The following is a 15,831-nucleotide window of genomic DNA, read 5'->3' on the forward strand; positions in this document are numbered from 1 at the left end:
CCCCACCAAAGGAGGGGAGCATTGATTAGATGCTGAAGGAATATTGTTTTATTTGTTAAACTTACTTATATCTATAGAATCGTTTCTCTACCAAGAAACCACAGCTTTAGTAAAATTCTTCCCTCCTTTGGAGGGGATGGGGGAGGCTGTGATTATGACGGCTCTACCTCGTTGTTCCCCTCACAATGAGTCGTGTCCTGACAATACGCCGCTCCACTTTATCAGTGGGAATTGAGCCTTCCACCTGACCTATGAGGATATTTGCAGCTTCTTCGCCCACTTGCACACCGCGCTGCTCTACGGTAGTGAGCATGGGATCGCAGGCTATGGCACGGTACCCATTGGTAAATCCGCAAATGCTAATATCGTCGGGCACGCGAAATCCATGTCTTTTAGCCGAGTACAAAATGCCGATGGCCGTATCGTCGTTCACGGCAAAAAAGGCATCCGGATGATCGGGCATACTCAACAAGTCGGGCGTGATGGCCTCTGCATCGGCCCGATTATCGCAATATTTCACAAACCGATTATCGGGTTGCAAACCGTATTTTACCAAAGCATCGCGGTAACCGTTATAGCGGTTCTTCGATATCTCCAACGTCATGGAAGTTCCATAGAATGCTATATTACGGCAACCGGAATCGATCAGATAGGTTACGGCCGTATAAGCACCCATATAATCGTCTACTACAACACGGCTACAATTCAATCCAGTACAAATACGATCGTAGAATACGATCGGTACTCCGCGGTCGATAAGTTTTTGGAAGTGATCGTATTTATTGGTATCTTTAGCCTGCGACACAATGATACCACACACCTTATTTTCATAAAACGATTGACAAATCTCCACTTCGCGTCCGTATTTCTCATTACTTTGAGCCACCATTACCTGATATCCGCGCGCCGAAGCCTCTTCCTCTATACCGCTCAGCACCGAAGAAAAATAAAAATGAGTAAACTGTGGTATGATAACACCAATGATCTTGATAGGTTTCACACGACTGTTACGTAGACTTTCCGCAATTACATTGGGTATAAAATTATGTTCGCGTGCAAAGGTTTTGATCTTCTCTCGCCTGTCTGCACTAATATGGGGACTATCTTTCAGCGCACGAGACACCGTTGCAATAGAGACGTCAAACTCTCTTGCAATATCTTTCATTGTCATAGGTGAAGATTCTTTCATTTAGGTATGGCTTTTATCAATATTCTTTTGCGACCATGCTCTATTACTGGTTCGCCTGTTATAATAGATTCTTCTATGCAAAAGTATGCAAATATACCGAACAAGACATAAAAGGTATATAAATTACCTGCCTTTCCTAACGCAAACGTTTGCATGTTATAAATAACGGATTTAACTGAAAAAAATTACAAACATACGTAAACAAAACTAACTTTGCATAAAAAGTTGAAACGGAAAGACACCGGTAAAATAGCTTTTGGCGTACTATAGCGGTTCCTTATCCCACGAAAAAGAAACCTACCTAATGACCAAACATGAAACAAAACATATAATATAATAAGGTATAAAACCTAAACATTGAACTAACAATTACTTTAAATAACGTTAACTTAAAAACAAAAATGATGAAGCAGGTAAAAATTTCATTACCTCTAAGAATGCTCGCTATCATATGTGGGCTTATTCTTTCAGCAAGTGCCTTTGCACAGCAAATTACTGTGAAAGGCCATGTTAAGGATGATACCGGCGAACCCGTCATTGGCGCCACGGTCCGTGTAGCCGGACAAGATGGCGGCGTAATGACAGATATCAACGGTAATTTCACCATTCAGGCTAAGTCTGGCGCTACGATTTCTATAACCTATATCGGCTATCAGACGGCAACAGTGCCGGCGGCACCGAATGTTGCAGTATCGCTTGTCAGCGAACAGACTACACTCAAAGATGTTGTCGTCATCGGTTATGGGCGTGCTAGAAAGGAAGACCTGACAGGTTCCGTAACGGCCATTAAGCCGGATGAGCTATCTAAAGGTATCACAAACAACGCTACGGATATGATGGTAGGCAAGATAGCCGGTGTTGATGTGATCACTGCAGGTGGCACTCCGGGGGCAGGGGCACAGATACGTGTACGTGGAGGTTCCTCGCTTAATGCATCCAATGATCCTCTCTATGTAATCGATGGACTTACTATAGACGGCAACACCGCTAAAGGTATGAGCAATATTCTCGCCATGATCAACCCGAATGATATCGAAACATTTACTGTATTGAAAGATGCTTCGGCAACGGCTATATACGGAAGTCGTGCATCAAATGGCGTAATTATCATCACAACAAAGAAGGGACGTGACGGGCAGAAACCGCAGTTTACCTATAATGGAGATGTAACTGTATCTACCATACAGAAAAAGTACGAAACTCTGAATGGTGATGAATATCGGGCATTGGCAGCAAGAGTCGGCCTTGATGTTAGCAAACTCGGTACGGAGAATACCGATTGGCAAGACCAAATCTTCCGTACTTCTGTATCTACAAACCATAATATCTCCATGAGTGGCGGCCTGAAGAACATGCCGTATCGCATAAGTGCCGGTTATAACATTTCTGACGGTATCGTGAAGACATCATGGATGCGTCGTGCAAATTTATCTTTAAATCTTGCACCTTCACTGCTCGACAAGCATCTGAACTTCAATATTACGGGAAAATACATGTACGAAAAAGACCGTTATGCTGATGCCAACGGCGCAATTGGTGCTGCTCTGAGTATTGATCCCACCCGTCCTGTATACTCTAACGATGAAACTTCACAATTCTTCGGTGGATATTATCAACCTTCGCAGAATGCTTCTTTCAAAGATCCTAACTGGAAATACACCAACAATCCAAATGCACCGCAAAACCCATTGGCACTACTTAACTTAAAAGAAACCATTGCGCATGCAAACGACTTCACAGGAAACTTCGAAGTAGACTATAAGATTCACGGTTTCGAAGATTTACATATCCACGGGAACATCGGTGCCCAATACACCAGCAGTTCGCAAGACGAGACAATTTCAAAATATTCCTATTCTAATAACTACTATGGCTGGGATGGTGTAACTAAATACTGGAAATACTCTCTCACAGGCAATATTTATGCACAGTATCAGCATGAATTCGGCATACATAATATAGATGTAATGGGTGGTGCTGAAGAGAGCCATTATCATCGTAGCGGTTACAACGAAGGACAAGGCACTGATCCTTACACAGGAGAAATATATAACCCTTCTATTCGTTCCGAACAGGAATGGGCAACGCGTAACACGTTGGTTTCTTACTTCGGACGTATGAATTATACACTACTAAAGCGTTATATGCTTACAGCCACATTCCGTGCCGATGGTTCATCACGTTTCGGCAAAGGACATCGGTGGGGCTATTTCCCTTCGGCAGCTTTTGCATGGAAGATCAATAATGAGAAGTTCATAAATAAAGCTTCTTGGATAGATGAATTGAAACTCCGTTTGGGCTGGGGTGTAACCGGACAACAGGAATTGATAGATCCTTCCGGTGACAACAAGCTCAGCGACGACTTCGGTTATATGCCTCTTTACACGTTGGGCAATTCTTATGCTATGTATCCGTTCGGCGACACCTATTACTATACACAACGTCCATCGGCTTATAACGAAGATCGTAAATGGGAAACTACAACTACCTATAACGCCGGTATCGACTTTTCTGTTCTCAACGGACGTATTTCTACCAACATAGATGGATATTACCGTAAGACTCGCAACCTTTTGAATACAGTGGTAATCCCTGTAGGTACAAACTTCGGCTCTACCTTGTTAAAGAACATAGGTTCACTCGAGAACTACGGTATTGAATTTGCAATCAACGCTAAACCCGTTGTAACAAAAGACTTCACTTGGGATGTAACTTACAATATATCGTGGAATCATAATGAGATTACCGAACTCACAGGGAACGCAACTGGTAATAAAGATTATTACGTACCGACAGGTACTAAGATTTCACGCGGCAATAATACACAGATAATGGCAAATAGAGTCGGATATGCGGCAAACTCTTTCTTTGTTTATCAGCAAGTCTACGATAAAGATGGCAAACCTATAGAAGGAATGTATGTTGACCGTAACGGCGACGGACAGATTAATGCAAGCGATCGTTATTTCTATAAAAAGCCATCGGCAGACGTGATTATGGGCTTTACGAGCAAGTTCCTTTACAAGAATTGGGACCTTAGTGCAGCATTCCATGCATCGTTAGGGAACTATATATATTATGATAACCTCTCAAGCAAGGCCGCTATCAGTTCCCCGGGACTATATTCTAACAGTGCATTCACCAATACAACTCCGGAAGCAGTTGCATTAGGTTTCACCGGTATAGGTACCGATTATTGGCTTTCCGATTACTTTGTTCGCAATGCTTCTTACCTGAAGTGTTCTAACATCACATTGGGTTATAGTTTTGATCCTTTATTGAAATGTGCGAAAAAGGATTATTTCTCCGGTCGTATATTCTTCACTGTTCAGAATCCATTTATCATTACAAAATACAAGGGTATCGATCCTGAAGTTTCATCAGGTGTAGACAACAACCCTTATCCACGCCCCATGAGTTTCCAACTCGGTGTGAACTTGAACTTCTAACATAAAAAATATCATTATGAGACATATATTTGTTAAAACGGCTGTCGCAGGTCTTCTCGCTTTAGGAATGGCCTCTTGTGCCGATGACCTAAATATTTCGTCAATCGATCCGCAAACTTCACCTTCGTTTGAAGACATGTCTTTGCTGGCTAAGGTTTACGGAACACTCGGCGTAACCGGACAAAAAGGCGCGACGGGAGCAGGGGATATCAGCTCCGATGAAGGCGAATCCGGTTTCTATCGTACCACTTTTAATCTCCAGACTCTACCTACCGATGAATGTAACTGGGCGTGGCAGACCGATCAAGATATACCGCAAATCACAGGTATATCATGGAACTCCACCTCTGTACGTACCCAATGGGCATACCAACGTTTAGGATATGATATAACTCTCTGCAACTTCTATTTGCAGGAAACTGCCGGAAAAGCAGAAGATGCTAACTATAAATACTATCGTGCAGAGGTTCGTTTCCTGCGCGCTTTGCACTATTGGTATTTCCTCGACCTGTGGCATAAAGCTCCTTTCAAGGACGAAAAATCTTCAATGACAGAAAAACCGGTAGAAAAAGCCGGTAAAGATCTTTACGATTGGATCGACAACGAACTCACCGAAATAGAGAGTCAACTCTCGGCAATCGGTTCGTTCAACGACAGTAAAAACTACGGTCGTGTAGACCAAGGTGCCGCATATATGCTCCACGCACGTTTGGCTCTCAATGCTCCTGTTTATACAAACGGTGTAACAAAAGCTTATGATAAGGCCATTGAATACTGCGATAAAATCATCAATAGCGGTGCTTATAAGTTGAGCAACGTGCCTAAAACCAATCCTACCAATGGGCTCACCTACAGTGGTTATGCACAGCTGTTCATGGCAGACAATGACGAGAACACCGATGCCATGAAAGAAATCATTCTTCCGATACGTCAAGATGGGGAGAAAACACGCAGCTTTTCGGGAGCAACTTATTTGATCAGCTCTACCCGCATTACCGGTATGCCTTATGCAGGTACCACCAATTGCTGGAGCTGTAACTACGCTCGCCCGAATTTGATAGAGAAATTCTTCCCGAACGATGATATACCTATGTCAACCGTAAAGGCTCCAGATAACCTGACCGAAGCAGAGATTATAGCTTTGGATGCACAAGACGGTTCCGATACAAAGAGCATCATTGCAGCAGCAGGCGACGACCGAGCTTTGTTTTATGCCGGTCGTGGCGGCGGTATACGCAAGTTGCGTACCGACAAGCTGAATAACTTTCTCGATGGTATTTCCGTTGTAAAGTTCCAGAATATACGTACCGATGGGAAAACAGTTCATGATAAAGAATTCCCTGATATGGATATTCCATTGATACGTTATGCAGAAGCATTCATGACTCGCGCAGAAGCTAAATGGCGTAAAGGCGACATGACAGCCATTAACGATGTTAATGTACTCCGTGCACGTGCCAATGCCACTCCGCTGACACAGCTCACAGAGCAAGACCTCATCGATGAATGGAGCCGTGAGTTCTATATGGAAGGCCGACGTCGCAGCGATTTGATACGCTTCGATATGTTTACCGGAAAGAAATATAACTGGGCTTGGAAAGGCGGTGTCCCTAACGGACAAGCTGTAGATTCTCACTTTAAATATTATCCCATCCCGTTGGATGATATCAACAACAATGAGAACATGCACCAAAATGCCGATTATTAATTAAGTATCAAGGATAAAACATGAAAGTTATGAACAAGAAAATATTTAATATAGGACGCCTGTTCTCCCTGCTCGCATTGACATCTTTCGTACTGACATCATGTGAGAAAGACGATAACAGCAACCCGACATTCATTCCCAACGCATCAAGTTTCGTTCTTAATACGCCGGCGAATGCCGAAAATAACACTTACGACCTCGCAAGTGCAAACGGATTAAATCTGACATGCACCCAACCCGATTACGGTGGTGTACCTTACGTTGTAAAATACTTCGTACAAGTATCGCTCGACCAGACTTTCGGCAGCAACAGTAATGCTAACTTCCGTCAGTTGGATACTCCTTATACTACTGCCAGTATGAATGTCGATCCTTTAGAGATCAACAATGCCATGCTTGCCATGTATAAGGATGCTAACGGCGATGTAGCCTATCCTGCAACTGCCCGTCAGCTATACGTACGCCTGCTTGCAACTCCCGTCAACTTGGCCGGCACTCCGATGGACTCCGTTTATTCCAACGTTATCACTCTGCCGAAAGTTCTTGCTACCTACGTGGCACCCAAGCTCACATATCCTCAGAGTTTGTATCTTGTAGGCTCGTCTATTGGTAACGATAGCGATAAGAAGTACTGGTCTTACTGGAAGAAGATGGCTCCTGTCTATGGAAACGATCCGCAGAAGGGTGGCGATTTCTACTCCATCATCTACGCTAAAGCCGGAGATTCGTTCAAATGGGGTGAATCTGAAGGCGATTGGCGCGGTTATAAAAACGTGGCAGAATTTGATGATCAGGCCAGTGCAGGTATCAGTGAGCAAACGGGAGACGGCAATATAGTCATCGCCAATGCCGGATGGTATACTATTTATGTAACCACTAAACTTGGCGCAAGCGAAGTTGCATACACTTTCCACATCTACCCTGCAGCAGCTTATACTATCGGTAAAGCAACCGGTTCGTGGGCAGATGCCAATTCAGACCTTGCATTGCAGCAACCCACAACACAGTTCGACAACTGGATTTCTCCCGCTTTCACGGCGGCAGGCGAACTCCGCGCCTACATCAAAGTGCCCGGATTAGATTGGTGGAGAACGGAATTTACACTCTTCAACGGCTCTATTTACTGGCGTGATCTCAATATTATAGACTCTTGGACGGAAAAAGGTGCCGATTACTCCGTAGCATGTTCTCCCGGACAGAAACTCTATGTAGACTTTAACCTTAACACCGGTGAAGTAAAATAATAACAAAACGATAATCAATTATGAAAAAGCAAATATTATATGGCTTTGCGGTTTTGGCGGGATTTATACTCGCCAGCTGCAACGGCGATTACGATGATTGGGCTTCTCCGCAGTCTCATCAGCAGGAGAAATCGGCTGCTGCCTATGGCGTTACTGTTTCACAAGGGGCCAATGCAGTCAGTGTAATGCCGGTAGACAACGATTCGCTGCAGCTCATCACCTTTAGTTCCTCCGACAAAAATATTACCGGTTACACTTTGCGTAAGCTCTATATTGTCACAGGTAACGACACTTTGACCATCGAAGGTTCCATCGTAGGCAACAACATCGTTGTTTCAGCTTCGGCACTCGATGATGCTCTTTGGAAAAATGCAGGTACCCGTAAAACAACTAAGTACGATTTCAAGGTCGTAACCGAGTTCGGTGCCAACCTTGCCAATGGCGATGCTGTAGCTCTGACTGGCGAATCTACAGGCTCGCTTACCACCGATCCCACACCTGCAGAAGACGCTAACGGCTATTTCATGTTGGGTGATTTTGTAGAGAATACTGTATCCGGAGAGACTTGGAAACTGACCAAGCCCATCAATATGAATAGTAAAGGTAATGGAATTTATGAGGCTGTTGTCGAAACAACTAAGGAAGGCGATAACTGGTTCAAGTTCTATGGTAGGTCACATTATAGCGCTACCGATTGGGATGAGGTAAACTCGGCCCAAATGGGATGTCAAGAAAATGGCGACAAAACCACGCCTAACTTCATTATCTGGAGCGGAGACAAGTACACAGTGCAGACTCCCGTCATCTCCGGAAAGGGCAAATGGAAAGTTACACTCGATGCTGTAAACATGATATACAAGGTCGAGAAGTACTCTACAGAACTTTATCTAACAGGCAGCAACTACAATTGGGGTGCTGCAACTACCGATTGGAAAAAGCTTACCATCGTGCACAGTACCGAAAATGTATTCTGGACAATCATCTATCTTCATGCAAACGAAGAAATTAAGTTTGCTCCGCAAGCCGGATGGGGCGATGATTTCGGTACGGAAGCAACTATTGTCGATAATGCAGGAGCTGGTGCCGGAGGTACCGGAAATATCAAGATAGCCAATGCCGGTTGGTATTTGTTAAAGGTAACTGCAGGCAGCAATAAAACTGTAGAGTTCCTCAAGCCCGACGTATATCTGATGGGAGACGCGGCAGGCGAATGGGCTATTGCCGATAGCCATAAGTTCAGTGTTCCCACAACAGAGAACGGAGAGTTCGTTTCACCGCAGTTTGCTCAAAATGCAGAGGTACGTATGTGCGTCAGCATAGGCTACGACTGGTGGAAGACCGAGTTCATCGTAACTGCAGACGGTAAAATCGACTACCGCGGCAATGGCGATGATCAGGCACGCGTCAACGTAATAGCCGGCCAAAAGGCTTACCTCAACTTCAAAACAGGCACAGGGAGATATCAATAAGACTACGTAACTTAAAAATAACCTAAAGAATGCCGAGGGAGAATTTCTACGGAAGTTCTCCCTCATTTTCTCTATTCTGAATTTTAAACATAAGCAACCAATTCATGAATAACCTTATTCAAAGACTATTATCAATGCTTGTCGGCATCGTTTTCTCCATCTCTTTGCAGGCACAGCGCTACCTCGGCGGCGACATCTCGCTACTGCCTTCTTATCAAAAACAGGGCACCCACTACCTCAATGAACTGGGAAAACCTACCGAAGCCCTGCAGCTTTTCAAGGATGAAGGGTGGAACATCATGCGTGTACGTCTGTTCGTAGAACCGCAAAATGCATCCGACGAGCACAAGAGTGAGGGCGTGTGTCAAGATATCCCTTACGTCATCGCTTTGTCAAAACAGATAAAAGAAGCCGGTTTTCACCTGATGCTCGACTTCCATTACAGCGACACGTGGGCCGATCCTAACAAACAGATTACACCTAAACGGTGGGAACGATTAACCCCCGCACAACTTCAAGACTCAGTATATGCCTATACCCGTCACGCTCTGCAGGCACTCTGCAATGCCGGTATCGAGCCCGATTTCATTCAGGTAGGTAACGAAATCACTTTCGGCATGCTGTGGCCCACGGGCAGAGTGAAGCCCGACAGCGACACGAACTGGGCGGTATTCTCATCGCTCCTTAACGCCGGCAGTCGTGCTTGCCGTGAAATCTGTCCGCAGGCCAAGCTCATCAGCCATACGGAGCATGCACAGAGCTGGGCCGACACCAAAGCCTTCTATGACCGCATGGCCCGTTTCGGTGTGGATTATGATATCATCGGACTGAGTTACTATCCCATGTGGCACGGCACGATACCGCATCTCGGAACAGTACTCGACTCTCTGCAGGCCGCTTTTCCTAAACCTGTCATGATCGTAGAGACCGCTTTCTACTACTCACACGACAATGACGTATGGGAAAAGGATGCCAATCACTACGCCGACCTCTACCCTATCAGCGCCGAAGGGCAACGCCTGTTTGCCCGAGAACTCGTAACCGAGCTCAACAAACACCCCAACGTAACGGGACTTTTATGGTGGTTTCCCGAAGAAAACGGCAGCAACAACAGCGTTATAAAGAGTTGGATCAACCGCGGACTGTTCGATAACCGCACGGGAAAGGTTCTTCCGGCCATGAAAGAGCTGGAGAAATTCGGCACCGATTCCGTCTGCTGTAACAGACACAACTTACAGATGCCGAAAGTACAAGAATACAGTGCCGAAACACTCATCATCTATTACAACGACAAGAAAGATAAAAAATCGTTGCTGAAAGCCATCCGCAAGAGCGGTGCCAAACTCATTTACGACTACAATATCATCAACGGCGTGGCCATACGCAAGCCCAAAAACATGACCATAGATGCCGCCATCAGGTATTACGGTAAGCTGAAAGGCGTGCTGCAGGTAAGCCGAGACCGCATCATGCAGTTGAATTAATGCAATCGTTTACTGCAAAAGTTACGGTTATCGGCCCGCAGCAGGCAAAACATTGCGCAAAATAATATTAACTTCGTGGCACAATCAAAACCTACAAACAAAATGAAACGTATCAATACACTACTTCTCTGTCTGGCTTTTCCGCTGCTCATAGCGGCGCAAGGATGGCCAACCAATTACGGAGGCGTGATGCTCCAAGGGTTCTACTGGGACTCTTTCGTAGACACACAATGGTCTCGTCTTGAAGGTCAGGCCGATGAACTCTCAAAATATTTCTCGCTGATATGGGTGCCGCAGAGCGGAAACTGCAACACCACAAGCAACGTCATGGGCTACATGCCGGTATATTATTTCGACCAAAACAGCTCGTTCGGCACCGAAACACAGCTACGCTCGATGATCCAAACCTTTAAGGCGAAGAACACCGGTATCATTGCCGATGTGGTCATCAACCACCGCAACAACCTCGGCACGGGTGGTTCATGGGTAGACTTCCCCAAAGAAACCTACAACGGAACGACCTATCAGATGACTTCCACAGACATTACATCGAACGATGATGGCGGGCAAACAAAGAATTGGGCCGATGCTAACGGCTACACTCTCGGTAATCCGGAGAGCTATGAAGATTGGTCCGGCTGCCGCGACCTCGACCATTCGAGCAGCAATGTGCAGACCATAGTGAAGGCATATCTGAAGTATCTGCTCGACGACCTTGGCTACAAAGGCTTCCGTTACGATATGGTAAAGGGCTACGCTCCGCAATATACGGGAATTTACAACGCCGCTTCGGGCACCGAGTTCTCCGTCGGAGAGTACTGGGACGGCAACCCTTCCGTCGTCGAGAACTGGATCGACGGCACCAAAACAGGCAACACGATACAGAGCGGCGCATTCGATTTCGCTTTCAGATATACAGTGCGCGACGCTATCAACGGCAATGATTGGCGAAAACTCGACAACCCCAGCGTAATGAGTAACGCTACTTATCGCCGTTATGCCATTACTTTCGTTGAAAACCACGACACGGAATACCGCTCTTCTTCAGCACAGCAAGACCCGATACTCAAAGATACGTTGGCGGCAAACGCCTTTCTTATCGCCATGCCGGGCACGCCCTGTGTGTTCTTGAAGCACTGGCAGACCTACAAACAGGAAATAAAATCGATGATCGAAGCACGCAAATTGGCAGGTATTACCAACACAAGTTCGTTTATAAACTTCAGGAGTACCGCCGGCTACAACTCCAAACGTGTTGTGGGAACCAACGGCGAACTGCTGGTATACGTAGGCAACACCGCAGCTTTCACACCGAACTCGTCGGTCTACACGCAAATCCTGTCGGGCTATCATTATAAGTATTTTCTTGCCAACAGCACGGAAACGGCATGGGCAGACATGGCGTCGGGCGAATACGAAAGTGCCTTCAACGTGAAGCTCACTGCCGTTTCTACCGCAACAAACGCACAACTCGTCTACACGCTCAATGGCAATGATCCCACGCCGAACGATACGAAAACAGCCTCCGGAGCAACCATCAACATCAACGAAGACTGCACGCTGAAAGTCGGACTTCTGGTCAACGGCGTCGTCAAAGGCATCGTCAGCCGCAGCTACACCATCAAGCCGTTCACGCCGCACACGGCAACCGTCTACCTTAAAGATCCGAACTGGACGAGTATCTACTTCTATGCATGGGCGAACGACGGCCATAACACGCAGCTGTTAGGTGCATGGCCCGGCACTGCAACCGACATTCAAACCAAGCAGATCGACGGAACGACATGGTACTGCCACACGTTCGACATCCCTGCAAAGAACTATTCGTTCAATATCATCTTCAATAAAGGCAACGGACAAATGCAGACCGTCGACATCGGTCCGATAGCCGAAGATACTTATTACGAGATTTCAGGCACCGTAAACGGCAAGTACATCGTCAGCAACGTTACGTCCACCATCACCGGCATCAGCAATATACAAGCCGAAAAGGGCAAGACGAACGACAACAACTGGTACACCGTGGGCGGCACACGCATCACCCAACCGACACAAAAGGGCATCTATATTCACAACGGCAAGAAGATCGTCGTGAAATAGATCATAACTTTCCACTGCACAAACAAAGCCGCGGAAAGCAACAGAAGCCGCAGTTCTACACCGATAGAGCTGCGGCTTTTCCATTCAAAAAATAAAGGTAAAAGAAGTAAAGAGACAAGAAAACACCTCACGGATAGAAAGATGAAAACCTTACACCACCTATCTAAGCACCTTAAACAAGCAGTCTATCCCACTCAGACATATCATCTAAGAAAGTCGCTTGCAGCATGTTCACATCCGTCTTACCATAAGCAAAGAGCGGAGAGCACGCTCCTGCACATAACAACATAGGGAGAGTCCTCCTCTGACTCCCCCTTGTAGGGGGAGAAAATGCTGTAAAGAAAACTGCAAAACAGTACGCTTCCCCTTAGCAAAGATAGGATGGAAGAGAATTGCATACCGCACGGAAACTCGCCCTATCCCCTACCTGCCTGCGCTTTATAAGAGAAGAAAGAATGCCGCCGAAAGCCTTTTTCATTGCATATTCCACGTTTTTATGGTATCTTTGCACAGTATTTATTTTAAAAAGATAGCTTTATGAACATCAGAACTTCCTGCTTGTCGTGCCTACTTCTCTTAAGCGTAACGGGCACGGATGCACAGAAATACGTGGGCGGCGATATCTCCTTGCTGACCAAATACGAGGAAAACGGCTCGAAATACCTCGATCGTAACGGCAACACCATCGGTTCTTTGCTGCAATACTGCAAGCAAGAAGGAATGAATGCCATGCGGGTTAGGCTCTTCGTCGATCCTGCCAATGCCTCGTCTGCAGACAAGGGGCAGGGCGTATGTCAAGACCTTTCCTACGTGAAAACGCTCGGCAAGCGCATCAAAGAGGCGGGGCTGAAGCTGATGCTCGACTTGCATTACAGCGATACGTGGGCCGATCCGGCCAAACAATGGACGCCTAAAGCGTGGCTGACTCTTAGCGATGAGGCCCTATACACCCGCATTTACGACTACACCAAGGAGGTTCTGCAACAGATGAAAGCCGCAGATGCCGAGCCCGACTTCATACAAACGGGCAACGAAATAAGCTACGGAATGCTGTGGGGTGCCGAAGGTTCTACCGCCAACCGGTGCTATATGGGCAGCAACAGCAATTGGGCACGCTTCACAACATTGCTTGCAAATGCCGCCAAAGCATGCCGCGAAGTGTGTCCGCAGGCCAAGATTATCCTGCATACCGAACGGATTGCGCAGACTGACGTGCTGAAAAACTTCTACGACAATATGCAGGCAGCAGGTGCAGACTACGATATCATCGGATTGAGCTATTATCCCTATTTCCACGGCAGTCTTGCCGCACTCGAGACAGCCGTCGCAGCAATAGAGAGCGGCTTTACAGGAAAACAGATAATGATTGTAGAAACAGGCTACCCGCTCAAATGGTCTGTGCCCGGCACTACCTACGACTATATCTCCGTCTACCCCTATACCGACGCAGGACAGAGGCAGTTTACCCGCGACATGATAACGATGCTCAACAAACACAAGGCTGTAACAGGCCTTTTCTGGTGGTGGTTCGAGGCCAACGAATACGCTCATACGGGCGCTGCACAGGTAACAACGAACTGGTATAATGCTCCTCTGTTCGACAATGAGACGGGGCGTGCCACCTCTGCCTTCTATGAAATGAAACGGTTTTTGGATGCTTCAACGGGTATTGCCACCATAAAGAACAAAGAAAAGACAACCGACGACTGTTGGTACACCATCGGCGGAGTAAAGACGGCAACACCCACACAGAGGGGTATCTACATACATCGCGGCAAAAAGATCGTAACAAAATGACGAAAAGCTGCCGCCTGTTCCTGTAAAATCTGCCGTGAAAAGAAACGCTGCAAACAGTTTCCGTCGGGCAGAAACAGCATGTCTGCCCGTAACGAAACGGCACAAAAACAGCGTAATAAAATAAACTTCCGACTGCGAAACGGCCAATCCGCCTGCATCAAGTCTGTTTCATTACGCTGTTTTAAACGATATTATTCCTCCCCGCCTCCTCTTTTAAACGGGAGAAATGAGAATATGTAACACGGAAATTTAGTTATTCTCCGAGGTATCTTCCTTGATTACTTTCGGCCCGCGCACCTTGTCTTTCGTCGTCAGACCGCTCTTTATCTCTATATTGATGCCGTCGCTAAGCCCCGTAACCACCTTGCGGCGTTCGTATGTTTTGTTCTCTCCGGAGCCTTTCACAATATAAACGTAGGTATCGTTTCCGCTGAATTCGATAGCACTTTCGGGCACCGTGAGCACATGAGTGGCGCTGGCAAGCACGATTTCTGCGTTTGCACTGTAGCCACTTCGTATCTTTGTTCCTTTTACACCATGTATGGCAGCCTTTATTTCGAACTGGTTGGCGCCGTTGCTCTCTACTGCTTTTGGCGAAACATATTCAAGACGGGCCTCCAATCGGGTATCTTGCATGGCGCCGATGATTATTTTCATGGGCATTCCGGCAACGAGTTTTCCCACTTCGGTCTCGTCTATATTCCCGCGAAATATCAAATCACCCATGTTAGCCACGGTAGCTATGGTAGTTCCGTCGTTGAAAGTGTTGCTCAAGATAACGGTGTTTCCTACTTTCACCGGCACATCGAGGATCAGTCCGCTGATGGTCGAACGGATCAGCGTGCTGCTGGTATTGGCATTACTGCTCGACACTCCGTCGCGCACTACCTCCAAGTTATCTTTGGCAGCCGTTACTTCTTCGCGCGCCTGTCGGTATGTCTGGCGGATTTTGTCGTACTCATCGGCAGCCACAAGTCCCTTGTCGAAGAGCGTTTTCTCGCGCTCGTAGTCGACCTTGGCCTGCTTCATGTTAATGTCGGCAAGGCGCACACGGGCCTGCGCATTGCTCAACTGGTTCATGTCGGGCACCACTTTAACCTTGGCAATGATTTCGCCTGCCTGCACCATCTCGCCTGCCTCTTTCATGATTTGAGTAATGATACCCGAAATCTGCGGCTTTACGTTCACCTCGTTGCGGGGCTCTATCTTTCCTGTTACTACCGTTGTCTTCTTGATATCCGTCACTTTAGGCGTAAATTCATCATAGACTACCGGCTGCGGTTGCGACTTGGTCCAAAGGAAAATGAACGTTCCGATGAAAATAAACAGGATGATGCCTGCAACAATAAACTTGATGTATTTTTTCATAATGACCTCCCCAACTCCCTCGT

General features: G+C 46.5%; 9 protein-coding genes. 7 read left to right on the top strand and 2 right to left on the bottom strand.

The genetic code is table 11. The features are described from left to right. Positions 1–163: 163 nt before the first annotated feature. Positions 164–1,189: a LacI family DNA-binding transcriptional regulator gene (locus HMPREF0663_RS02955; RefSeq protein ID WP_004368673.1), complete on the bottom strand. Its 1,026-nt coding sequence runs from the start codon at positions 1,187–1,189 to the stop codon at positions 164–166. 404 nt (positions 1,190–1,593) lie between these two features. Here HMPREF0663_RS02955 and HMPREF0663_RS02960 point away from each other — a divergent pair, with 404 nt between their 5' ends. From HMPREF0663_RS02960 to HMPREF0663_RS02990, 7 genes are all read left to right on the top strand, one after another. Next, entirely contained in the window at positions 1,594–4,638 is a 3,045-nt protein-coding gene (locus tag HMPREF0663_RS02960; protein WP_040560358.1) for a SusC/RagA family TonB-linked outer membrane protein, read from the top strand. Between the two features lie 16 nt (positions 4,639–4,654). Continuing rightward, on the top strand, positions 4,655–6,346 hold the full coding sequence (gene susD, locus HMPREF0663_RS02965) for a starch-binding outer membrane lipoprotein SusD (RefSeq protein ID WP_004368676.1): 1,692 nt from the start codon (positions 4,655–4,657) through the stop codon (positions 6,344–6,346). A 29-nt stretch (positions 6,347–6,375) separates the two neighbouring features. Further along, positions 6,376–7,590 (top strand): SusF/SusE family carbohydrate-binding protein, encoded by a 1,215-nt coding sequence (locus tag HMPREF0663_RS02970; protein ID WP_016665340.1) that lies wholly within the window; start codon positions 6,376–6,378, stop codon positions 7,588–7,590. 20 nt (positions 7,591–7,610) lie between these two features. Then, a complete protein-coding gene (locus tag HMPREF0663_RS02975) occupies positions 7,611–9,059 on the top strand; it encodes an Outer membrane protein SusF domain-containing protein (RefSeq protein WP_004368678.1) in 1,449 nt (482 codons plus the stop codon). A gap of 104 nt (positions 9,060–9,163) precedes the next feature. Further along, entirely contained in the window at positions 9,164–10,543 is a 1,380-nt protein-coding gene (locus HMPREF0663_RS02980; RefSeq protein ID WP_004368679.1) for a glycoside hydrolase family 53 protein, read from the top strand. Between the two features lie 102 nt (positions 10,544–10,645). Beyond that, positions 10,646–12,643, top strand: coding sequence for an alpha-amylase family glycosyl hydrolase (locus HMPREF0663_RS02985; protein WP_004368680.1), 1,998 nt, complete (start codon positions 10,646–10,648; stop codon positions 12,641–12,643). 537 nt (positions 12,644–13,180) lie between these two features. Further along, a complete protein-coding gene (locus HMPREF0663_RS02990) occupies positions 13,181–14,440 on the top strand; it encodes a glycosyl hydrolase 53 family protein (protein ID WP_004368681.1) in 1,260 nt (419 codons plus the stop codon). A gap of 249 nt (positions 14,441–14,689) precedes the next feature. Here the strand turns inward: HMPREF0663_RS02990 and HMPREF0663_RS02995 are convergent, their stop codons facing one another. Further along, the gene (locus tag HMPREF0663_RS02995) at positions 14,690–15,808 is read right to left on the bottom strand and encodes an efflux RND transporter periplasmic adaptor subunit (protein WP_036875591.1); all 1,119 of its coding nucleotides are present in this window, start codon (positions 15,806–15,808) and stop codon (positions 14,690–14,692) included. Positions 15,809–15,831: the final 23 nt, after the last annotated feature.

It is taken from the genome of Hoylesella oralis ATCC 33269 (genome assembly GCF_000185145.2).
GTDB lineage: Bacteria > Bacteroidota > Bacteroidia > Bacteroidales > Bacteroidaceae > Prevotella > Prevotella phocaeensis.